A 21573-nucleotide genomic window follows, 5' to 3' on the forward strand; every position below is an offset into this window, starting at 1 on the left:
CTTTGTCCCTCAGTTAAAGCCATTTTTTATTTGGCGGAATACTTTGAGGAAAATGAAACACATTCAATGGATCGTATTTTCCCTTTACTTCTCGAAGCATTCTAAGATTACGACCGTAGTAGGTAGTTGGCCAATCTTTAATAAAACGATCTGGGAAATTTACATAATCACCAGCAGTGAATGGTGATAAAGCCCTTCTTAAATTCTCCACCCACTGAATATTTTTTTCTGCATCTTTAGGTTTTTTCCACGAAGTATTATACTCCTGGGCAATTAAAGCATTTCTATAATAATAAGCTGTTTGGCTTGAAGCAATTTGACTTACCGCCCCTCTAAGAGATTGCTGCCAAATGGTCGCATCTCTATTTGGAGCATTCGTTAAAAATTCTTTCATTTTTACAATGGCAGCATGAGGGAATGGTCTTTCAACAAAGGACCCTGACCTTTTACGAAGGGCAGGTTTGTTGCCACTCGGTAAGTCAAAAAATTCTACAGCTTTAATATAAGGTACTTCCTTTATCCATATATTCGTTGGGGAACCTGTTTTCCTTAAAGGACGGAGTAGTTTCTTTAGTTCAGATGCTGTACCTATAAACTCACCTTGAGCAACAACCTCTCCAACTTCCTTAGATTTAAGCTCGATCTGAGAAGTCAAACGTTCATCTGTGTATGGTGCCCATTTTTGCCACACATCAAAGGCTCGTTCAAAATCTTCCCATCCCCATGTAATGGAAAAAATCGATACGTTAGAAATAGGATGCAGTTTAAATGTAAAAGCTGTAACGATGCCAAAATTCCCTCCGCCCCCGCCACAACTTGCCCAAAATAAGTCACTATTTTTTTGCTTGTTAGCTTGGATTACCTCAGCACCTTCATGGCCACTTGCAACAACCATTTCAACTTCTAGTAGACTGTCACATGTTAGTCCAAATGGACGCGATAACATTCCAATTCCTCCACCAAGCGTTAGACCAACAACCCCTACACTGCCTTCAGTTCCGGCAGGGATTGTAAATCCATTTTCCCATAATACCCGATATACTTTTCCTAAATTAGCACCTGCTTCAATTCTCGCTGTCCTATCTTTCAGATTAATTGTTATTTCATTCATTTCGCTAACATCTATCACAAGCCCTTCATTTAATAATGAATAATTTTCATAGTTATGTCTCCCACTTCTGATTCGAAATGGTTCATTATTTTCTCTCGCCCATCTTAATGCATTGATAACGTCTTTCGTATGTCGACAAAATACAATGATACTCGGAAATTTTGGATCATGTAAGTTATTATTTGTTCTCGCTTGCTCATAGTCCGGATCTTTAGGGGTAACAATTCTTCCTGTGAGCTTAACTTTCTTCAATTTACAGCTCCTCTCTCAAATGATGCATTGCATATGTTTTATCCTATGCAGATCACTTGGAAAGAATATGAAGATTGAAATTTTTATCATGTAAAAAATGAAAGATAAATGCTCATTCTCTTTATTCATACATATGATGCTATATTGAAACCACTAAGGAGGTGTCCTAATGATTATTCATGTGGTGAGCGCTGGTGAAACGCTTTGGCAAATTGCAAACAGCTATTCTATTCCTATCAATTCCATCATCCAGTTAAATGCATTATCTAATCCAGATCAATTAGTAATCGGACAATCCATCGTTATTCCTTCTCCTTACACAACTCATATTGTAAAAGGGGGTGACACCTTATGGTCGATCTCCCAGCAATACGGGGTGACTATGCAATCGATTATTACAGAAAACCATTTAACAAATCCAGATGTTTTAACACCTGGAACTAAACTAATTATTCCACCAACCACACATATTGTGCTACCAGGAGAAACTCTATCGCAAATTGCCACGCAATATGGAACGACTGTGCAAGCAATTGTTGTAGAAAATGAAATTCCAAATCCAAATATGATTTATGTTGGTACACATTTGATTATTCCGAGAGCAAAGCCTTCCATTGAAGTAAATGCTTATACGTATCAAGAACCTAAAGAAGCCGTGGCGTCCATTAAAGCGATTGGTCATCTATTAACTTATTTTAGCCCCTTTGCTTATATGGTGAAGGAGGACGGAACACTTCAGCCAATAAAGGATAAAGAAATGATCGATGCAGCTGTTGCTAAAAACATTACTCCTATGTTGACCCTTACGAACTTCTCTTCCACAGAAGCAGGTTCCAACTTATCACATGTTATTTTATCTAGTGCAGAATTACGGGAAAAGGTGATCAACAACACTTTACAAGTGATGCAGGAAAAGGGCTATAAAGTTCTAAACGTGGATTTTGAAAATGTTCTTCCAGCAGATCGGGAGAATTACAACACATTCCTCCAATTAGCTGTTGATCGTCTACATCCAAAAGGATTCCTAGTATCAACGGCACTTGCGCCAAAAACGAGCTTAACGCAGGTAGGAACTCTATATGAGGCACATGATTATGAAGCGCACGGAAGAATTGCAGACTTTGTCATTTTAATGACATATGAATGGGGATACCGACTTGGTCCACCACAAGCCATTTCACCCATTAACGAAATGAGAAAAGTTGTGGAATATGCATTATCTGTTATGCCAGCTAACAAAATATTTTTAGGCTTTGAAATTTATGCTCGCGATTGGCTGCTACCGCATGTTAAAGGTCAGGAGGCAGAAACATTCAGCTCTCAAGAAGCCCTTAACCGAGCAATAAAATATGGCGCAACCATTCAATATGATAGGACCGCACAGTCACCGTATTTCCGTTATGTCGATGAAAAAGGTAGAAATCATGAGGTATGGTTTGAAGATGCGAGAAGTGCACAAGCTAAGTTTGATATGACAAAGGAATATAAACTCCGAGGTATTAGCTATTGGGCGTTAGGTTTTCCTTTCCCACAAAACTGGGCACTATTAAATAATGATTTTTCCATTAAAAAGGTTTCATTATAAAAGGTCTGTTTAGTATGCGCATTTAAGACTGATCTATTAACCCAAAAAGTTCTAAACATTTCTACAATATATTCTTACCTTTCCCTAGTTTTTCCCATGATAAAAAATCAATTCAAAGCCATATTAAGTAATATCAAAACGAAAGGAGACGCTAAACATGGGAAGAGACAATAAGCAAGGTCAAAGCGCCAACAAAGGGTCATTGCCACAAACACCAAAAAACCAAAAAATTGCGCCTGACAAAGTTAGTGAAGAATTTTCTCAAGAGTTTATGAACATGATTAATTCAGTCACTAAAGAAGGCAAAACAAAAAAATAAGGGGGCCTTCAAGTGGATTATACACGTGCACAAGAAATTGTCGCCTCACCAAAAGAATATGAAGTAAGTTATAATGGCGTATCTATTTGGATTGACAAACTTCATGAAGATGGTAAAACAGCAACTGTCCATTTACGTCGTTCTTTAGAAGAACGATCCGAGGTGGACATAGGAGAATTAAAAGAAGAGTACCTCGTACATTAAAACGGGAATTATCCCAATTTTATCATCAAACAAAAATCTGCTTATTTCAGTGATGAAGTAAGCAGATTTTAACTATTATGGCGGACATATTAAATCTCTTCTGCAAAACGAGTCACTTTGATGGTTCTATCCATGATTTTGGCTGTTCTATCCACGATTTCAGCTGCTCTATCCACGATTTTGACTGTTCTATCCACGATTTTGCCTGCTCTATCCACGATTTCGGTTCTATCCGCGATTTCAGCTGTTCTATCCACGATTTTGACCCTTCTTTCGGTCGCTTCGGCTTTTCTATCCGTCTCTTTTGCCTTATTAAATAATAAAATCCTCTTCATATTTAATCTCTTTTAAAATATCTCTTGCTCTATTGTTTAACTCGTTAAAGGTATTGGAAATCTCTTCAGCAGAAATCGGTTTGCTAAATAAATAACCCTGAATATAATCGCAATCACCCTCAATAAGGAAAGCTAGCTGCTCCACTTCTTCAATTCCTTCGGCAACAACCTTTAATCTTAAATGCTTCGCCATGGATAAAATCATAGAAACTAGCGCTTCATCATTTGAATTATGCTGTATATTTCGGACGAACGCCCGGTCAATTTTTAAACAATCAATCGGAAAGTCTTTCAAATATGAAATCGACGAATACCCTGTCCCAAAGTCATCAACAGCAATTTGGATACCAATTTCCTTTAATTCATGAAGTAGCTGTGTTATTTGATCAATGTTCATCGTCATACTTTCCGTAATTTCTAATTGTAAATATTTTGGTTCTAAATTTGTACGTTGTAGGATCTCTTTGACCATCTGGACTAAATCTTGCTGGAATAGTTGTCCAATTGATAAATTGACGGCAACCTTCATTGGAGGTAAACCTTGCTCCTTCCATGTCTTTGCTTGTGAGCACGCCGTCTCTAAGATCCATTTCCCTAAAGGAATAATAAGACCTGATTCTTCAGCAATCGGGATAAACAACTCAGGTGAGACAAATCCACGGGTTGGATGACGCCAACGCACTAGCGCTTCTACCGATTCAATTTTACCCGTTTTTAAATTTACTTGAGGCTGAAAATCCAAATAAAATTCTTCATTGGCTAACGCTTTATGGAGCTCTTGCTCAATCAATATACGATCAGCAATACCATTTGACATATATGGCTTATAAAAAAGAACTCTTTGAGGGATTTGACTCGCTTCCCTCATCGCTAACTGAGCATGCATTAAAAGCTCTTCACCTGAGCAATCTTCTTCATGCAGGGCAACACCAATATTCAGATTCCCGTTGAGAGAAAAAAGTTGTACTTGTAATGGCTTTTTCATAGCACACTTCAAATTCAAACAAAACTGTAGCAACTCTTCTCTTGTCTTCACATGATTAATATAAATAATGAACTGCCCCTCATGTAGCTTTGTCGCAAAATAATGAGGTGGTAATATAGCTTGAATTCTATCAGCTACGAGCTTCATCATTGTATTAGAATAGCTAATACCGATAGATGAACGAATCGCAGTAAGGCGATCAATTTCAATTGCAATGATTGCTTTTTGACGACTATTGTCATGTAATTCCTCTTTTAAAGTTTTTAGTAATAAGTGTTCATTTGGAAGCTTTGTAATATCATCGTGATAAGCTTGAAACTGAAGTTCTTGCTGCGATTGCTCAAGATCACTCTTTATTTTTAAAAGTTGCTGATATGGTTTTTCAACAGTTGTATAGTAAATTGCTTTTAGTAAAAAGTAGAATGCTAAAAATTGATAAATTAATGCTGAAAAGCTCCAAATAGATTGCTCGTCTTTGATGACCGCAAATAAAATATCACTAATAATCAAATAAATGGCTGCACTATTAAGCCACATAACCCGTTTGGGCAACTTTTTTTTATACTTATTTAAAACCACTATCGTTACACCTTGTAAGACAGCAGACAGCAAATGAACAATAGCGCTAACTTTAAACAACAATTGTTTTTCAAAGAAAAAATATTTCGAAGAGATATACAATAGAACAAGGGTCAATACTACAAATAATAAGGAACTGCCATATGTATAGATCCGATCATTCATTGTTAAGCGCTTTGTAGGCTTTAAAATAATAAAGAGAAAACCGATTGATAAGCAGAAACGCATGATTAAATGCAACCACATTTCCAAATTTTGCGTTTCAGCCTTTGGATATTGAGTGATAACCAAATTCACGATTTCGAATAAAGCGACGATAAAAAATAAATTACCTATGTATAATGTTTGATTTGATAATAAGTGTGAAAAAACGAGCCAAGATTGAATAGCAATTGCCATTGTAAATACAATAATTAGTACTTGTATTATTAAATTCAAACAAATATAGCTTTCTTCCTTAAAAGTACCAAATATTAAATTGCTTAATCCTAATAGTGGCAACACTAGTAAAAGCGGCAATACTATATACAAAATCTCTTTCTTTTCTATCTCTAATTGATTCATCCTATTCTCCAACAGAAACCCTCCGTACCAAAATATATCGAAATTAGATAGGTAATATTATCTATCCAAAGGAGATATAAAATTAAAAATTGTATTTTTCTTTGACTTCTTACAAATCATAGCATTTTTATTGGATTTTGTAAGCAATTATAACTTCTTTTAGTGGGTGTCCACATCCGCTAAAGGAAGGCTGACGTCACTGAACCGGAAATGAGTTATTAGAGGATGGTGGACTAAGATCATCGCATCCATGCGATATAACGGCTAACAGACCTGCGTCGTACTGCTGGCGCTTCGCTTTCGCGAAAAAATATCCGCTGCTGACGCTTCGCTTTCGCGCAAAAAACATCCGCAGCCCTAAGCACAAAAACCGATCCCGGACGCAATTATGCCGAGTCATAATTGATAAGGTATGCCAATATTCGGTTTTGATATTAGCATACCTTTGATCTTGTTAGCACTATTCGTCGTTCGAATTTAACAAGTGGCGAAGCTTATTCATTATTCTTGTGCGTCTTTTTTTAACTGCGTCCACAGATAAACCTAGTTCTTTTGCAATTTCCAAGTAACTATAACCTTCTACATAAAAAAGTAATAATATTTTTCTTTCTTCAACTTTTAAATAAGACATAATACACGCTGTAAGAACTGGAGTTCTTTCACTCATTTCATGTTCTCGAATATAATTGATCGCGTCATTATCCATAGGCGTATTATTATTTTCAAAGCTCTTTTCCTTTGAGAGCTCTTTTAAAATTTTCCCTTTAACGGTTGTATAAATATAAGCAGAAAACTGCCCTTTTGTTTGATCAGCTTTACACCAAGCCTCCCACACAGCTATGGATGCGATATGACGATAATACTCAAAATCCTTATAAATGTGGCACTTTACTATAATTGATGTGATCATCGGCTGGACTAATTCTAAAACTTCGTCAAATGGTTGTTCAGGTGATAACTTTAGTTTACTATCCATGCTATTGTCCTATCGACTGTGCACAGTCCGTTATTCCTAGGTGCCTCTATCTTAGTATTGATACTTTGAGGCTGTCGAACAGACCTTTTGTCTATATGATGAAAAATTTTTTATAAGCCTTTTTTTATATTTATACATTACAACAGTATGACATTTTAAAAATCATATGTTTTGACTGTCATTCTATACATATTTCTTAAAAGGTTGGACAAATTACTACTAAGGAGGCGAAATAGATGAATTTTCAAATAAGAGATGCGATTACGACAAACGTACATGGTCAATCAGCGGCTGAATTTAAGGATATTGTCGAGGATGCAATTAGTCGTGGTGAAGAGCATTTACTACCAGGGCTTGGTGTGTTTTTCGAAAAATGGTGGCAGCAATCTAGTCCTACTGAGCAGGATGCATTTGTACAAAAGCTTGAACAAGCCTTTGCGCACTAATTTTTTATAGTCAATTCATTCCATTTCCAATTAATGCATGATAAAGTTTAATTCATCAGAAAATTAGGAGGAATTGGAATGACTGTTGCTGTAGAATTAATAGTAAATCAACTAAAAAGAGTTTTATCTGAAGAACAGGTGTCAACAAACGAAACGGTGCGACAGCTACATGGAAGAGACGAATCTCATCATACAATGAGCTTACCAGATATCGTTGCCTTTCCTCGTTCCACGGCCGATGTCAGTGCCATCTTGAAAATTGCGCATGCGGAACGCGTACCAGTCGTACCTTTTGGTGTTGGCTCAAGCTTGGAAGGAAATGCAATTCCCATTGCAAATGGCATTTCTATCGATTTCTCTGAAATGAATACTATTTTAGAAATTCGACCAGAAGACCTGCTTGTGAAAGTACAACCAGGTGTTACACGTGCCCAATTGAATAAAGAGTTAAAAAAACATGGACTTCAATTCACAGTTGACCCTGGTGCTGATGCTACACTTGGTGGAATGGCAGCGACTAATGCCAGCGGGACAACTGCAGTGCGCTATGGTGTTATGCGCGATCAAGTACGAGATTTAGAGGTTGTACTCGCAGACGGTTCGGTCATTCACACCGGTAATTTAGCAGCAAAGTCCTCTTCTGGTTATCACTTGAATGGACTTTTCATTGGCTCTGAGGGTACGCTAGGTTGCTTTACAGAATTAACTTTACAGGTCTATGGTATACCCGAATTTGTAACGGCGGGACGTGCAGTTTTTGCGACAGTTGGCGATGCTGTCAGTGCAGTAACCGCTTTGCTACAAGCGGGCATTTCAATTGGCCGTGTTGAACTGGTCGATGAAGCCTCTATCAAACAAGCAAATATTTATAATGAAGCATCCTATGATGAAAAGCCAACACTATTTTTAGAATTTCACGGAAATGAAGCAGGTATGCATGCCGATATAGAATTTGCTAGAGCAATTTTTGAGGACTTTAGCTGTCTTTCTGTTGAATTTGAACAAGACACTGCGGCACGTAATAAGCTCTGGGAAGCACGCCATTCATTAGCCTATGCATATATCCATGCCTATCCGGGCAAAAAACTGATGTCGACTGATGTTTGTGTGCCGATATCTATGCTTGCTGAATCCGTTTTATATGCTCGTGAACAGCTTGAGGATGTTGGTCTTGCTGGCGGAATTGTAGGTCATGTCGGAGACGGTAACTTCCATGCCTTGTTAATGTTAGATCCAAACGATGCCGAGGAGCAAGCAAAAGCTAACCGCTTCAATGAACATATTGTGCAATTTGCTTTGCTGCGTGGTGGCACTTGTACTGGTGAACATGGAGTAGGTATTGGAAAAATGAAATATCAGTCTACAGAGCATGGAACATCTCTATTAGTAATGAAGAGCATAAAGGCAGCACTTGATCCACTTAATATTATGAATCCAGGGAAAATTTTCACCATGTAAACCTTCAAACATAGAAAACCCGTTGATGTCCAATATCAATGGGTTTATTTTTATAAATCATAGCGAAAACTTTTTACAAGTTTATCTCCCTTATAAAATTCTTTAGATTCTAAGTACAGATTTAGGGGTAGCCCTACGCCATAATCCGTTGAAATGGAATGTATGTGAATAAATATAATACCTACAAAAGCAGTGCAACAAGAAAAAAGTAACCTAGCGTCCCCCAGGTTACTTGATTATGTAGCGATGCGGTTATCCATCCTGATAACAGACATCACGCGTGGCTTACATCCCTCCGTCTGCAACCACTGTTATGGTATTCATATTGACACCCCCTGTTGCCAATATGAACTCTCTCTATAGTTTCTCACAAACTAAAGAAGCATAAAGCTTGGTGTCTATTTTCGTATGCTTAAGCTAGAATTGAAGCTAGCACTGCTTTTTGTGCATGTAGTCTGTTTTCTGCTTGCTCAAAGATATAAGAATTCGGGCCATCAATAACAGATGACGCGACTTCTTCTTCACGATGAGCTGGTAAACAGTGCAAGAACATATAATTTGGTTTTGCATATGCAACAAGCTCATCATTAATTTGATAACCGGCAAAATCTTGTAAACGTTTTGCAGTTTCCTCTTCTTGCCCCATAGACGTCCATACATCAGCGTATACTACGTCCGCGTTTAACACCGCTTCTATAGGATCATTTGTGATGATAATTGTGCTGCCATTTGCTGCTGCGATAGCCTGTGCTTTTTCGATCACTTCTGTATCACATTCATAGCCAACTGGAGTTGCCACTGCCACATTCATTCCTACATGAGCAGAAGCGACTACTAATGAGTGCGCTACGTTGTTGCCATCTCCAACATAAGCAATTTTTAGTCCTTTTAGTTCACCTTTATTTTCAAAGATTGTTTCTAAATCCGCTAAAGCTTGGCATGGGTGATAGATATCCGTTAGTCCATTTATAACTGGTATAGATGCATGCTCTGCAAGCTCCTTCACCATTGCATGAGAATTCGCTCGAATCATAATGCCATCTAAATAGCCCGATAACACATGTGCTGTATCATAAACAGATTCACCGCGACCAATCTGTAAATCACGTGCATGCATAAACATACCTTTTCCGCCCAATTGGTTCATACCGACCTCAAATGAAATACGAGTACGAGTTGAATGTTTTTCAAAAATCATGCCGAGTGTCTTACCTTCTAATAACTTCGGACACTTTCCTTCTTTCGTAATCATTTTGAGCTGTGCCGCTAACTCAACTAACTGCTGAACCTCTTCACTTGTATAGTCTAACAAGGTTAATAAGTCCTTATCTTTTAAGCTAGTTACTAACTTTAACTGTACTTCTTCGAGCAATTTCATAACCTTCACTCCTTGTTTCGTTGCTGTTGGGATTAGTATACCAAATGTATAAATATAAAATCAACTGAATTTTTATGTTTATTTTTAAAAATTAGAATTTTTCCATCCGATGTGTCTAATATTCGAACATTCGAATATTTATGCATATTTTAACGACAATCGCATAGTTAAGAAAATTGCATTATTATTAATACATATTTATAATTAATATATATTAATTATTTAGGTGGTAAAATATATGGATAAGGAATTGGTACATCTTATTAAGGAGATTAATCAAGTTGAATATGAAACCAATTTAATGTTAACCGAAGAATTTTCATCGGTGTTCGACGAGACGTTAACTGCGAAACAAACAGTATTTTTAAATCTTCTTCATTCGAAAGGTCCCCTTCAAACTTATGAATTAGCCAAGTTAATGGGGACATCTGCGAGTGCAGTTAGTCAATTAGTCAATAGACTGGAGCAAGAAAGTTATATAAAAAGAACAATGAGTAAAAAGGATCGTAGAGAAGTTATTATAGAGTTAGATGAACGAGGATATCTTTATTTTCAAAAGCAAGAGGAAATTGAACTTGCTATTATTTATAAATATTATACAAGGCTCAATAGAGAGGACTTGTCCCAATTAAAGGACATACTTTCGAAATTACATTCTATTGTTTTAGAAGAGCAGAAAAAAAATAAGCGTTCTTAATGGAGGAATTATTGTGGATTTACACGCTTTAAAAAAGGACATATTTAAAATTGCTTATCCCTATATAAAAACTCGTCCTAATGTTGCTTTATCCATCGGTATCATGCATCAAGATCAACAAGCTACTTTTACTTTTGGTGGCTCGAATTTTAGGCAGGAAGAAAAATCTTATATATATGAAATTGGATCGATTTCTAAAGTTTTTACTACGTCCATATTAGGCGAGATGATTCAGGAAGGACAAGTCCATGTAGAGGATTCGATCGGTAAATACTTTACAGCCATTTCTGATAATCACCCTGTCACACTCAAACGTTTAGCAAACCATACATCTGGACTACCGGGAATAGGTGTGCTAAAGAACATTTACAATCTTTTTGATGCACAAACACCTCGTGATCCTTTTTGTCAATATTCACTGAATGAGACTATACATTACTTTAAAACGCACACAGACGAGCCAAAGGTTAAATTCAGATATTCTAATGTAGGGATGGGGCTTTTAGGATATATTTTAGCCGAAACACTTCACACAGATTATGAAACAGCTATCAAACAAAGATTAACAGATCCTTTAGATATGCCAAATACATTTATCTCTATCCCTTCTGATCAAGCACAGGCCGTCTTGCAAGGATACACGATGCTTGGACATAAAAAGCCACCGCTCCAAATGAATGACTTTATGGCAGCAGGCGCAGTCCGTTCAACTGTCAATGATCTGTTAAAATTTATGAAAGTACATTTACGTGATGAAAATCCAGGTTATACATTAACACATCAAGCTACTGAAACCTTTTCAGACAATATAGGGATTGGTCTAGGATGGCTTCTTGAGGACAATATCATCTGGCATAACGGTTCGACAAAAGCTTTCTCTAGTTATCTAGGATTCGATAAAACACAACAAACAGGTGTCGTTGTTTTATCAAATTATCGCTCTCCAATATTGGCGGCAAACCCTGGGCAAATTGGGAAGGATATATTGCAGCTTTTACAGGTTAGATAGATACTTTATAGTATTATTAAATTATCGATGTAAATTTTGAATTTATCGCCTAACTTTTTAAATTTATCGACAAAGAAATAAACAGCCCTCAAGCATTAGTTTGAGGGCTGTTTCAATTATAATATGCTTAGTCAAAAATAATTTTATTGACTGCATCACGGTCTAATTTTTTTATAACTTCCACCATTAATTTTACAGCGTTATCATAATCATCACGATGTAAAATACCTGCATGTGAGTGGATGTAGCGTGTTGCGATACCGATTGATAGTGCTGGTATACCGTTTGCCGTTACGTGGATAGAGCCAGCGTCTGTACCGCCACCAGCCATTGCCTCGAATTGATATGGAATATTGTGCTCATCAGCCACATCTAATACGAATTCACGTAAACCACGGTGTGACACCATTGATGCATCGTACACAACAATTTGTGGACCAGCACCCATTTTACTAGTTGATTCTTTTGCAGTTACCCCTGGTGTGTCTCCTGCTACACCTACATCGACAGCAAAGCCAATATCAGGTTGGATTTTATGCGTAGCCGTTTTCGCACCACGAAGCCCTACTTCCTCTTGAACATTCCCTACAGAATAAAGGATGTTAGGATGCTTTTCATGTTGCAATGCTTTCATCACATCAATGGCAATTGCACAACCAATACGGTTATCCCATGCTTTTGCTAATAAGTATTTTTCATTTTTCATCACATTAAATTCGAAATATGGTGTTACCATATCGCCAGGACGTACGCCCCATTCAAGTACTTCATCTTTTGAAGCCGCACCAACGTCGATAAACATATCTTTAATGTCTACCACTTTGTTGCGCACATCTGCTGGTAAAATATGAGGTGGCTTTGAACCAATAACCCCAATAATTTCATCGCCTTTACGTGTTGTAATTGTGACACGCTGCGCAAGCATAACTTGGCTCCACCAGCCACCTACAGTTTGGAATTTGATGAACCCTTTGTCATCGATTTGAGTAACCATGAAGCCTACTTCATCTAAGTGGCCTGCAACCATGATTTTTGGACCGTTTTCATCGCCAACTTTTTTAGCAATGACGCTACCTAAATTATCTGTTTCAACTAAGTCTGCGTATGGTCCAATGTATTTTTTCATGACCTCGCGTGGTGCACGTTCATTACCCGCAATACCATTCGCATCTGTTAAATCTTTAAACATTTGTAATGTTGGATCTAGCTGTGTCATTTTTTTGCCTCCTGACTCTTGTATCTCCTCTATTATACTTCGTTTACCGAAATATTCCTAGCTAAATCGTCAGAAAATTGGTGTATTTCTCACTTTAATACCCTGAACGCTGACGATTATAATTTTCTTCATTTTTCTCTATATATGCTGCAACAACATCCTCAAATGAAAAGCCTAAATTGAACGCAAGTAATCCATAGCATTGCCAGATTGCTAAATATCTATCCTCTGTTGGTTGACTAATAAAACTTAAAATATAGTCTTGTGTCATTAAAAATGTCTCTGTTAAATTTCTCTTTTCTTCAATCACGGGCCATTTTTCTATCGCTGTATAACCTTTTAATAGGCCAAGTGATAAAATAAAATGAATCGAATCCACATATTCCTCTAAAATCACATCACGATCTGAAGCTCCCTTTGTGCTCCAAAACTTGAAGCAACGTGTCTCATTTGCTAGTTCTGCTAACTCTACCATTAAAGCTAAACCTTTTTCCTTAAATACATCATGTTCTATATTTTGTGTTTTCTCGATGAAATCATCAAGCTCTTTTTGCATTTTAAACAATTGTTGTAAATTCATTTTTTTCTCCTAAATTTCTTAAAAATATTTGTTAAAAGTGAAACTAATTGTCCCTTACAATCGTATAGGAAGGAATAACCTTTCTTCAAGGGGGAAATTAAAAATGTTGCCGTTACTTATTCGTCTTGCTGTTATTGCGCTTATTATCTATGTATTTTATAAAGCGATTCGTTATATAACCGATCCTAAGCGAAAACTTGATGAAGCCTATGAAAAAGGCCAATATTATTTTTATGATGACGTCAAAAATGTCCGAAAAAATTTCTTTATCTCTTATAAGGGTGCTCTTTTCGAAGGTGAAAAATACCTTGGCACGACTGAAGATGCCTTCGAAGTTGTGACGATTTTTGTTGGTGCCCGTGACGCCGCCACACTACAAGGTTTTACGAAAAGAGACTTTGAATACCTACAGCAAGAAATCCTGTTGAACTATCCGAGCGCAAAAATAAATTGGAAGCAGCCCATTGAAAAGCTTATGCGCAACACATCCTCAGAATGAGGATGTGTTTTTATATATCGGAACATTTTTTAATTTTATCGGAATGTTTTCGTGATTTATCGGAACATTTTAAAGTTTTATAGGAATGTTTTCTAATTTTATCGCCATAATTGTACTAAGATAAAAATTTGAATAGCTGCTAGCAGTGGGAAGCCAAATGCAAAGCTATTATGGCGTGTTTTATGACGGAATAAATACATTCCTAGCACCCCACCTACTGCACCTCCTGCAATTGCTAGTGTAAATAACGTACGTTCTGCAATACGCCATTCATGCTTTTTTGCTTTTGATTTATCCATGCCCATCATAATGAGCAAGACTATAGAAACTATCGCCATATAAGCTAATATTGCTTGTCCCATTGCGTACTCCTTAATATGTTTTATTTACTACTACTCTAACACAAAAAAGACTGACGGATAAATCCATCAGTCCTTTGAAAGCATTATTTTGCTTTATTATTTAGCAACAGCTTTTTTAGCAGATTCAGCTAATTGAGTGAATGCTGCTGCATCAGTTACAGCTAGGTCAGCTAACATTTTACGGTTAACTTCGATACCAGCAACTTTTAAACCGTGCATTAAACGGCTGTATGAAAGACCGTTCATGCGAGCAGCTGCGTTGATACGAGTGATCCATAATTTACGGAAATCACGTTTTTTCTGACGACGGTCACGGTATGCATATTGACCTGACTTCATCACTGCTTGGTTAGCAACTTTATATAATGTATGTTTAGAACCAAAGTAACCTTTAGCTAATTTTAAAACTTTTTTACGACGTTTGCGCGTCACTGTTCCGCCTTTTACGCGTGGCATATGAATTACCTCCTGCTTTTCATTTAAAAATGAATGTTAGTATTTTGTGTAGTCAAATTATTTCATGTAAACAAGTAATGATTTGATGCGTTTGAAGTCACCAGATGATACGATGTTTGCTTTACGTAGGTGACGTTTTTGTTTCGTAGATTTGTTTGCGAATAAGTGGCTTCCATAAGCACGGTCATATTTTAATTTACCTGAACCCGTTTTTTTGAAACGTTTCGCAGCTCCACGGTGAGTTTTCATTTTTGGCATGTCGAATTCCTCCTAAACTGTTCGTCTAATATTATTTCTCGTTCTTTGGTTGAAGAACTAAGAACATGCTTCGGCCTTCCATCTTCGGTTTTTGTTCAACCGTCGATACTTCAGCACAAGCTTCAGCAAAACGATCTAAAACACGTTGACCAATGTCTTTGTGTGTAATCGCACGACCTTTGAAACGTAAGCTACATTTAACTTTATCGCCTTTTTCAAGGAATTTAATCGCATTACGTAGCTTCGTTTGGAAATCATGCTCATCGATTGTTGGGCTCAAACGAACCTCTTTCATTACGATGACCTTTTGATTTTTACGAATTTCGCGGTCTTTCTTTTGCTGTTCAAACTTAAATTTACCATAGTCCATGATACGAGCGACTGGCGGCTTGGCTTGAGGGGCCACAAGGACAAGATCCAAGTTTACACGAGCGGCGATTTCTAGCGCTTCGTTACGTGTCTTTACACCAAGCTGGTCACCATTGTGATCGATTAATCGAAGTTCACGTGCGCGAATGCCTTCGTTTACATACATGTCTTTGCTAATAGTAATCCACCTCCAAGTAGTTGTCGCGAATACATGGTTTGGGCAAAGCCTTGCCCGGTTGAACGGTACATCCTCTTGTCATGTCCATAAAAAAAGGACGGACACTTTTGAAGATGTCCGCCCGCTATATGTGCATGCGCAAGTCTGCGCAAAACAATTCAACGTGTCATACCTGTTCACAGCCTAAGAGCGTTGTATCAGGTGAGAAGCGGGCAGCCTCTACTTCAACCACAAACTTTGTATTCATTAACCTTAACTATATTAGCATGTACTTTTATAAGCTGTCAAATGTTTTTTTAGCTTATTATTAATAAAGTAACCTAAAAAGTTTTAATTTAACCATTATAACGTCGTTGATTTCCGTTTCGGCTGGGCCGCAGAGCAGAGCTTCCTGGGGCGTCCAGCCTTCACTTCAATCAATTTATATAAATGGTATTCGTATTAACAAGTACCTTCCCAACATTAGAAGTTAAAATTATTTTGTAATTTCTGCTTTGATGTTAGCTAAGAAGTCTTGGAAGCTGATTGTTTCTGAATCTTTTGAGCCGTAGCGACGTACGTTTACGCCACCAGCCTCTACTTCTTTGTCTCCGATAACAAGCATATACGGGATTTTTTTCATTTGTGCTTCACGGATTTTGTAGCCTAGTTTTTCTTCACGGTCATCCATTTCAACACGTAAGCCCGCTGCTGTCAATTGCTCTTCAATTTGTTTTGCATAATCGAAGTGTGCTTCGTTTGAAACTGGAATAACTTCAACTTGTACTGGTGCTAACCATGTTGGGAATGCACCTTTGTACTCTTCGATTAAGAAGGCAACGAAGCGTTCCATTGTTGATACGACACCACGGTGAATAACAACTGGACGATGTGGTTTACCATCTTCTCCTACATAAGTTAAGTCAAAGCGCTCTGGTAATAAGAAGTCAAGCTGTACTGTTGATAGAGTTTCTTCTTTACCAATTGCAGTTTTTACTTGTACGTCAAGTTTAGGACCGTAGAATGCAGCTTCACCTTCTGCCTCGAAGTAATCTAAGCCAAGTTCATCCATTGCTTCTTTTAACATACTTTGTGCTTTTTCCCACATTGCATCGTCGTCGAAGTATTTCTCAGTATCAGCTGGGTCACGGTAAGATAAACGGAATGAGTAATCATTTAAATCGAAGTCTTTGTACACTTCTAAAATTAGCTGAACTACTTTTTGGAATTCCACTTTAATTTGGTCTGGACGAACAAAGAGATGTGCATCGTTTAAAGTCATCCCACGTACACGTTGTAAACCTGAAACAGCACCTGACATTTCGTAACGGTGCATTGTACCAAGCTCCGCAATACGTAATGGTAAATTACGATATGAATGCATGCTGTTTTTGTACACCATCATATGGTGAGGGCAGTTCATCGGACGCATAATTAATGTTTCATTGTCCATTTCCATTGGTGGGAAAATAGAATCTTGGTAATGATCCCAGTGCCCAGAAGTTTGGTACAGCTCTTTAGAGCCAAGTACTGGTGTATAAACATGCTTATAACCAAGAGATAATTCTTTATCTACAATATAGCGTTCAATAACACGACGGATTGTTGCACCATATGGTAGCCATAACGGTAAGCCTTGACCAACTTTTTGAGAAGTTGTAAATAAATCAAGTTCCTTACCGATTTTACGGTGATCACGTTCTTTTGCTTCTTCAAGCATTTGTAGGTGATGTTTTAAATCTTCTTTTTTAAAGAATGCTGTACCATAAATACGTTGTAGCATTTTGTTATCTGAGTTACCTCTCCAGTAAGCGCCAGCTAATGAAAGAAGTTTGAACTCGCGAAGCTTGCCAGTCGATGGTGCGTGAATACCTCGGCAAAGGTCGAAGAATTCACCTTGATAGTAAATAGAAACTTGCTCATCTTCTGGGATGGCTTCTAGTAATTCTAATTTATATTCATCGCCAATTTCTTCATAGATCGCTTGTGCATCTGCACGGCTAACATTTTTGCGCTCGATCTCTAGGTTTTCAGCGATAATTTTTTTCATTTCTTTTTCGATTGCCGGTAGGTCTTCAGCAGTGATTGGAGTTGGTGCATCAATATCGTAGTAGAAGCCACCTTCAATCACTGGACCAATACCAAGTTTAACATCAGGGAATAAACGTTTAATCGCTTGTGCTGTTAAGTGTGCAGTAGAGTGACGTAAGATCTCCAGTGCTTCCTCATCATCCTGAGTAATAATTGAGATTGTAGCATCCTCTTCAATTGGTGTTTTTAAATCGACCAAGGCACCATTTACTTTACCTGCATATGCCTTTTTACGAAGTCCTGGGCTAATTGATAATGCTACGTCATCAGTAGATGTACCTTTTACAAATTCCTTTACAGCGCCATCTGGGAAAGTTAATTTAATCATATCTGACATTTTGTTTGCACTCCTTCTAGTCTTGTTGTGATGCATGATTGAAGGTCAAGAATCTCCGGAATCCCCACTTTTATCGTAGGTATTGGACACCTACTAAAAAGAAACTACATCCGCATTCATCTAACCACTATTTTCCACTGAACGAAAATAAAAAAAGCCCCGTCCCTACGAAAGGGACGAAGCGTATGCTCGTGGTTCCACCCTTCTTCCTTCCGACGTTTTATAGTCAGACGAAGCTCAAGGCTAGCTAACGGGCTAGGGACCGGCGAAAGATTATCCCTTTCGCTGCTCAGCAGGTAGTAAATAGTGTGCTCGAACTAGGAAGCTTACAGCCAATGACTTCCCTCTCTAAAAGCCGTTACACAAAATTCATGTCCTCATCAATGCATTTTGATTTTTAATATATGTGACAGTATACGCTCGATTGTCGCAAAATGCAACTGTCAATATTACATACGGCGATTTTTACCACACATTTCAATTGGCTCTGTCAAAGCTTTAACACGTTCCATAATACGTCCAGCCTTCACGACTTCAATGTCACCTTTTTGCGACTGTGCTAAATGATGCTCCAATTCATCATAATTAAAATTAGATGTAATGAATGTTGGCAATTGCTCCGCCATGCGGTAATGGAAAATAGTCCCCAGAATCTCGTCTCGTGTCCAAGCAGTCATTGTCTCGGCTCCTAAATCATCGAGCATTAGCACTGGTGCCTTTTTCACATAATCTATTTTTTCATTCAACGTATTATCGCCAATTGCATTTTTCATTTCTCGTAAAAATTCAGGCACGAAAACGACTACAGAACGAATTTTGATAGATGCTAATTCATTCGCAAGTGCTCCAAGTACAAAGGATTTCCCTACACCAAATTTACCGTATAAATAATAACCTTTTGCAGGAAGCTTGCCTGTTTCCACTGTTGCCTTCACAAATTGTGCTGCTTTTTGAGCAATCATGACACGAGATTCATCGTCAATAAGTAAATCTTGAATAGTCGCTCGTAGCACATCCTTCGGCATATGCATACTCGCAATCATATTGGCTACATCACGACGTTCATCCTCACGCATTTTTTGCTCACATCGTACATAATCAATTTCAACGGTGCTCCGCACTACACGCAAAGTAGGTAAAAAACCTTTTAAGTAGTTTGTACAACTTTCTGTATTGCCACAACCACAGCAGACAGTAGATTGACTAATAAACTCATGAAGTTTCGGTAAATTACGTTCAATTGAATCATAGCTTAACTCATCTGCATGCTCTGCTAAAAATTCTTGCACACGAGGGTTTTCTAAAATTTCTCGACGCATCGCTTCGTAACGTTCTTGAAATGATGGTACATTAACTGCTCTTTTTAATGGTCCATTAATTGGTTCGATTGTCGTTCACCCTCCTTATTCATCACTCTTCCCTAGCATTTCCAATATTTTTTGACGCTCTCGTTCAAAATCCATCGTGCTTGAAGTGTTTTCTTCTTGTTGCTCGTTACGTTTGTAAAACCATTCAGGTACCTTTTCTTCCCGCTGATTTCCTGAACGCCCTCTAGCACTTTGATTACTTTTCCTCGGTGTTTGAGGCTTATTTTTCCACGTAGTGTACTTATCATGCTCTTGGCGAGCTAGTTCCATGGCTTCTTTGGCTGTTTGAATATTTTTACGTACCCAATGATCCGCGATCGTTTCCACATATTTTTTAGGTAACTTCATATCAGTTGTTAGCATGACATATTCCAAAAGAGCATTAACAACACCTACAGGCATTCCATGCTGAACAATTAAGCTCTCAGCAAGCTGCACGGACGTCTGTAGAGGCTCTTTGCCATTATTAATATCTCGCAGTACTTGCACTGGGGGAGTCTTCTCTAGATATTGCTGAAGCTCCTGGTCCTTTGTTTTTTGGCCTGATTCCTCTTTAGATGACGGCTCACTCACTCTAGTAAGCTTAGGTGGTTCTTTTGATACCGTTAGTTTATAAAAATCTGCAGCGGCCTTACGTAAACGTTCCAATGAAATACCAAGGTCATCATCTAAAGCTAGAATCACTACTTTTTGCATATCAAGCGCAGTTAAGTGATACAAAAAGGCTAACTTTGCGATTGATTCACGTACCTCAAATGTTAGTAAGCTTGCCGGCACTAGTTGTTCTGATAAGCCCGCTTGCAGCAGTTCAAAGTCAAACTGGTCAAAATAAAACGGATATACTTTTTGCTGAGTATCCTTACGACTAGTATCGGCTTGTAAATCAGCCGGAATCTTTGTACTTACAGGCTTAAATACATCTATAAAAGCACGTGATACATCTTTAAATTCTGCATCTCTTGCAGTTGGAATAAAACGCTGACGTAATTTCCGATAAGCTTGCTCTCCAATTTTACTAAATAAAAACATCGAGAGCAGTGGGTCTTTCATAAAGCTATCTGCATCAAGTGGACGCATCAGCTCATATAAAAAACTACGTTGGTCAGTATCTTCCTTTTTCCATGTACGTAACAGTCCAATTGCTTCAAGCGCAATACGTGCCTCAAATATTTTGCCAATAGGAAGCCCTAGCACATTCATTAAATAATAATGTGTCATTTGCTGCTTTGGCATTTGTTCAGCTTCTGCCCATAGTGTTAAATACAGGCTGATTGGTTCCGCTCCAATTAAAGGCTGATAAAAAAGCGTTACTAATTGACGTTCCTGCGTAGAAAGTGCATGAGGTAGACGAATGTCAAAAGAATCAGCTGGCTGCAATTCCTTATACAAATGGATCAACGTCATTCACCCTCTCTGTTTTCCTATAATTTCTGCTCTGTCTGACGTTGGATAATTTCTTTAATCTCTTCAATAAAGACATTGATATCCTTAAATTGACGATAAACCGAGGCAAAGCGTACATAAGCAACCTCATCGATTTTCGCTAAGCGATCCATTACCATTTCTCCTACGTCCTCGGATCGAACTTCAGAATTCCCAATGCGGCGAAGATCTTTTTCAATAGACATTACTAACCCTTCAAGTACTTCAAGAGAAACAGGGCGTTTTTCGCAAGCACGAATAAGTCCACGAAGTACCTTTTCACGGCTAAATTCTTCTCGTGAACCTTCTTTTTTCACAACAACTAAAGGTGTCTCTTCAATTTTTTCAAACGTTGTGAAGCGGAAGCCACATGACTCACATTCACGACGTCTACGAATTTCTTTATTATCATCAACTGGCCTCGAATCCACAACACGCGTTCCGTTAAATTGACAAGATGGACATCTCATATAATTACTCTCCTGATTTCACAACAATTTAATATCTCTATTATAACAAATTTCCTATGTGTAAGAAAAGTGCATTGACGCTAGTGTGCTC

At 37.8% G+C, this 21573-nt stretch carries 23 protein-coding genes; 8 read left to right on the plus strand and 15 right to left on the minus strand.

Annotated features, from left to right (window positions below; all coding sequences use genetic code 11):
- Nucleotides 1-13: 13 nt before the first annotated feature.
- On the minus strand, nt 14-1363 hold the full coding sequence (locus tag MOK21_RS05065; protein ID WP_249072877.1) for an FAD-binding oxidoreductase: 1350 nt from the start codon (nt 1361-1363) through the stop codon (nt 14-16).
- Between the two features lie 169 nt (nt 1364-1532).
- On the opposite strand from MOK21_RS05065, the gene MOK21_RS05070 reads away from it, so the two are divergent.
- From MOK21_RS05070 to MOK21_RS05080, 3 genes are all read left to right on the plus strand, one after another.
- Complete coding sequence (locus tag MOK21_RS05070) at nt 1533-2948, plus strand: LysM peptidoglycan-binding domain-containing protein (protein WP_249072878.1); 1416 nt, start codon at nt 1533-1535, stop codon at nt 2946-2948.
- 157 nt (nt 2949-3105) lie between these two features.
- Nucleotides 3106-3267 (plus strand): YfhD family protein, encoded by a 162-nt coding sequence (locus tag MOK21_RS05075; RefSeq protein ID WP_249072879.1) that lies wholly within the window; start codon nt 3106-3108, stop codon nt 3265-3267.
- 12 nt (nt 3268-3279) lie between these two features.
- Entirely contained in the window at nt 3280-3471 is a 192-nt protein-coding gene (locus MOK21_RS05080; protein ID WP_249072880.1) for a small, acid-soluble spore protein, H family, read from the plus strand.
- 89 nt (nt 3472-3560) lie between these two features.
- Here MOK21_RS05080 and MOK21_RS05085 read toward each other — a convergent pair whose 3' ends face one another.
- From MOK21_RS05085 to MOK21_RS05095, 3 genes are all read right to left on the minus strand, one after another.
- Nucleotides 3561-3728: a hypothetical protein gene (locus MOK21_RS05085; protein WP_249072881.1), complete on the minus strand. Its 168-nt coding sequence runs from the start codon at nt 3726-3728 to the stop codon at nt 3561-3563.
- 55 nt (nt 3729-3783) lie between these two features.
- Complete coding sequence (locus MOK21_RS05090) at nt 3784-5946, minus strand: bifunctional diguanylate cyclase/phosphodiesterase (RefSeq protein ID WP_249072882.1); 2163 nt, start codon at nt 5944-5946, stop codon at nt 3784-3786.
- Nucleotides 5947-6394: 448 nt separating this feature from the next.
- Nucleotides 6395-6910, minus strand: coding sequence for a sigma-70 family RNA polymerase sigma factor (locus MOK21_RS05095; protein WP_249072883.1), 516 nt, complete (start codon nt 6908-6910; stop codon nt 6395-6397).
- A 236-nt stretch (nt 6911-7146) separates the two neighbouring features.
- On the opposite strand from MOK21_RS05095, the gene sspI reads away from it, so the two are divergent.
- Nucleotides 7147-7356, plus strand: coding sequence for a small acid-soluble spore protein SspI (gene sspI, locus MOK21_RS05100; protein ID WP_249072884.1), 210 nt, complete (start codon nt 7147-7149; stop codon nt 7354-7356).
- A gap of 78 nt (nt 7357-7434) precedes the next feature.
- Entirely contained in the window at nt 7435-8814 is a 1380-nt protein-coding gene (locus MOK21_RS05105) for an FAD-binding oxidoreductase (protein WP_249072885.1), read from the plus strand.
- Nucleotides 8815-9226: 412 nt separating this feature from the next.
- Here MOK21_RS05105 and argF read toward each other — a convergent pair whose 3' ends face one another.
- The gene (argF, locus tag MOK21_RS05110) at nt 9227-10192 is read right to left on the minus strand and encodes an ornithine carbamoyltransferase (protein ID WP_249072886.1); all 966 of its coding nucleotides are present in this window, start codon (nt 10190-10192) and stop codon (nt 9227-9229) included.
- Nucleotides 10193-10430: 238 nt separating this feature from the next.
- On the opposite strand from argF, the gene MOK21_RS05115 reads away from it, so the two are divergent.
- Nucleotides 10431-10889 (plus strand): MarR family winged helix-turn-helix transcriptional regulator, encoded by a 459-nt coding sequence (locus tag MOK21_RS05115; RefSeq protein WP_249072887.1) that lies wholly within the window; start codon nt 10431-10433, stop codon nt 10887-10889.
- Nucleotides 10890-10902: 13 nt separating this feature from the next.
- The gene (locus MOK21_RS05120; protein ID WP_249072888.1) at nt 10903-11898 is read left to right on the plus strand and encodes a serine hydrolase domain-containing protein; all 996 of its coding nucleotides are present in this window, start codon (nt 10903-10905) and stop codon (nt 11896-11898) included.
- Between the two features lie 127 nt (nt 11899-12025).
- On the opposite strand, the gene MOK21_RS05125 is transcribed toward MOK21_RS05120, so the two are convergent.
- Together MOK21_RS05125 and MOK21_RS05130 are read right to left on the minus strand one after the other, a co-directional pair.
- Complete coding sequence (locus tag MOK21_RS05125) at nt 12026-13114, minus strand: M42 family metallopeptidase (RefSeq protein ID WP_249072889.1); 1089 nt, start codon at nt 13112-13114, stop codon at nt 12026-12028.
- Between the two features lie 94 nt (nt 13115-13208).
- Nucleotides 13209-13694 carry a dUTP diphosphatase gene (locus MOK21_RS05130; RefSeq protein WP_249072890.1) on the minus strand — a complete coding sequence of 162 codons (486 nt, stop codon included), beginning with the start codon at nt 13692-13694 and terminating at the stop codon, nt 13209-13211.
- Between the two features lie 103 nt (nt 13695-13797).
- On the opposite strand from MOK21_RS05130, the gene MOK21_RS05135 reads away from it, so the two are divergent.
- Nucleotides 13798-14193: a sigma-w pathway protein ysdB gene (locus MOK21_RS05135; RefSeq protein WP_100544877.1), complete on the plus strand. Its 396-nt coding sequence runs from the start codon at nt 13798-13800 to the stop codon at nt 14191-14193.
- A gap of 98 nt (nt 14194-14291) precedes the next feature.
- Here MOK21_RS05135 and MOK21_RS05140 read toward each other — a convergent pair whose 3' ends face one another.
- From MOK21_RS05140 to nrdR, 8 genes are all read right to left on the minus strand, one after another.
- The gene (locus tag MOK21_RS05140) at nt 14292-14555 is read right to left on the minus strand and encodes a DUF1294 domain-containing protein (RefSeq protein ID WP_249072891.1); all 264 of its coding nucleotides are present in this window, start codon (nt 14553-14555) and stop codon (nt 14292-14294) included.
- Nucleotides 14556-14651: 96 nt separating this feature from the next.
- Nucleotides 14652-15011 carry a 50S ribosomal protein L20 gene (gene rplT, locus MOK21_RS05145; RefSeq protein ID WP_249072892.1) on the minus strand — a complete coding sequence of 120 codons (360 nt, stop codon included), beginning with the start codon at nt 15009-15011 and terminating at the stop codon, nt 14652-14654.
- A gap of 57 nt (nt 15012-15068) precedes the next feature.
- Nucleotides 15069-15269, minus strand: a complete 201-nt coding sequence (gene rpmI / locus MOK21_RS05150; protein ID WP_004226312.1) for a 50S ribosomal protein L35 — start codon at nt 15267-15269, stop codon at nt 15069-15071.
- Between the two features lie 31 nt (nt 15270-15300).
- Nucleotides 15301-15804 (minus strand): translation initiation factor IF-3, encoded by a 504-nt coding sequence (gene infC / locus MOK21_RS05155; RefSeq protein WP_012295602.1) that lies wholly within the window; start codon nt 15802-15804, stop codon nt 15301-15303.
- Nucleotides 15805-16291: 487 nt separating this feature from the next.
- Nucleotides 16292-18223, minus strand: coding sequence for a threonine--tRNA ligase (gene thrS, locus MOK21_RS05160; protein WP_249072893.1), 1932 nt, complete (start codon nt 18221-18223; stop codon nt 16292-16294).
- Between the two features lie 449 nt (nt 18224-18672).
- Nucleotides 18673-19602: a primosomal protein DnaI gene (dnaI, locus tag MOK21_RS05165; RefSeq protein ID WP_249073034.1), complete on the minus strand. Its 930-nt coding sequence runs from the start codon at nt 19600-19602 to the stop codon at nt 18673-18675.
- 24 nt (nt 19603-19626) lie between these two features.
- Nucleotides 19627-20994, minus strand: coding sequence for a replication initiation and membrane attachment family protein (locus MOK21_RS05170; protein WP_249072894.1), 1368 nt, complete (start codon nt 20992-20994; stop codon nt 19627-19629).
- Nucleotides 20995-21011: 17 nt separating this feature from the next.
- Nucleotides 21012-21482, minus strand: a complete 471-nt coding sequence (nrdR, locus tag MOK21_RS05175; RefSeq protein WP_049667519.1) for a transcriptional regulator NrdR — start codon at nt 21480-21482, stop codon at nt 21012-21014.
- Between the last annotated feature and the right edge of the window lie 91 nt (nt 21483-21573).

It is taken from the genome of Lysinibacillus sp. BPa_S21 (genome assembly GCF_023337795.1).
Lineage (GTDB): Bacteria > Bacillota > Bacilli > Bacillales_A > Planococcaceae > Lysinibacillus.